Below are 509 nucleotides of genomic sequence, written 5' to 3' on the forward strand. Positions count from 1 at the left end.
GCTCGGGTGTGCCGAGCCCCTCGATCGTGGTGATCGTGTCGCCTTCGTGCATCGCCGCCAGACTGAGGCAGCTCAGCATCCTCCTGCCGTTGACCAGCACCGTGCAGGCGCCGCACTGGCCGTGATCGCAGCCCTTCTTGGTGCCGGTGAGGCGTAAATGCTCGCGCAGTGCGTCCAGCAGGGTTGTTCGAGGATCGAGCGCCACAGACTGTGGCTTGCCGTTCACCTCGAACGTCACCGCGGTGGCATCTCCGCCCGCCACCACGCCAGCCTCGGACGCTGAGGCGGCTACCATGCTGGTAACCGGGAGCGCGCCTCCGGCGACGATGATTTCACGCCTTGTGGCTCTCATGCATCCTCCGTGTGCCGTTCACGGGTACTTAACGATCCGGATGCGCGATTGGAGGAGGAGCGGACGACCGAGGCGCGATTACGCGGATTTCTTGAACCCCAGCCCCAACGGAAGGCGAGCGGTCCTGGGACGACCCGGAGCCGCGCGAAGCCCAGTC

General features: G+C 66.0%; 1 protein-coding gene. It reads right to left on the reverse strand.

Features of this window, described 5'->3' with window-relative positions; translation table 11 throughout:
• A partial coding sequence (locus ACMGE0_RS33690; RefSeq protein ID WP_436820197.1) for a 2Fe-2S iron-sulfur cluster-binding protein occupies positions 1–295 on the reverse strand: 295 nt, incomplete at its 3' end.
• Positions 296–509 lie beyond the last annotated feature (214 nt).

The organism is Neorhizobium descurainiae (genome assembly GCF_051400715.1).
Taxonomy (GTDB): domain Bacteria; phylum Pseudomonadota; class Alphaproteobacteria; order Rhizobiales; family Rhizobiaceae; genus Neorhizobium.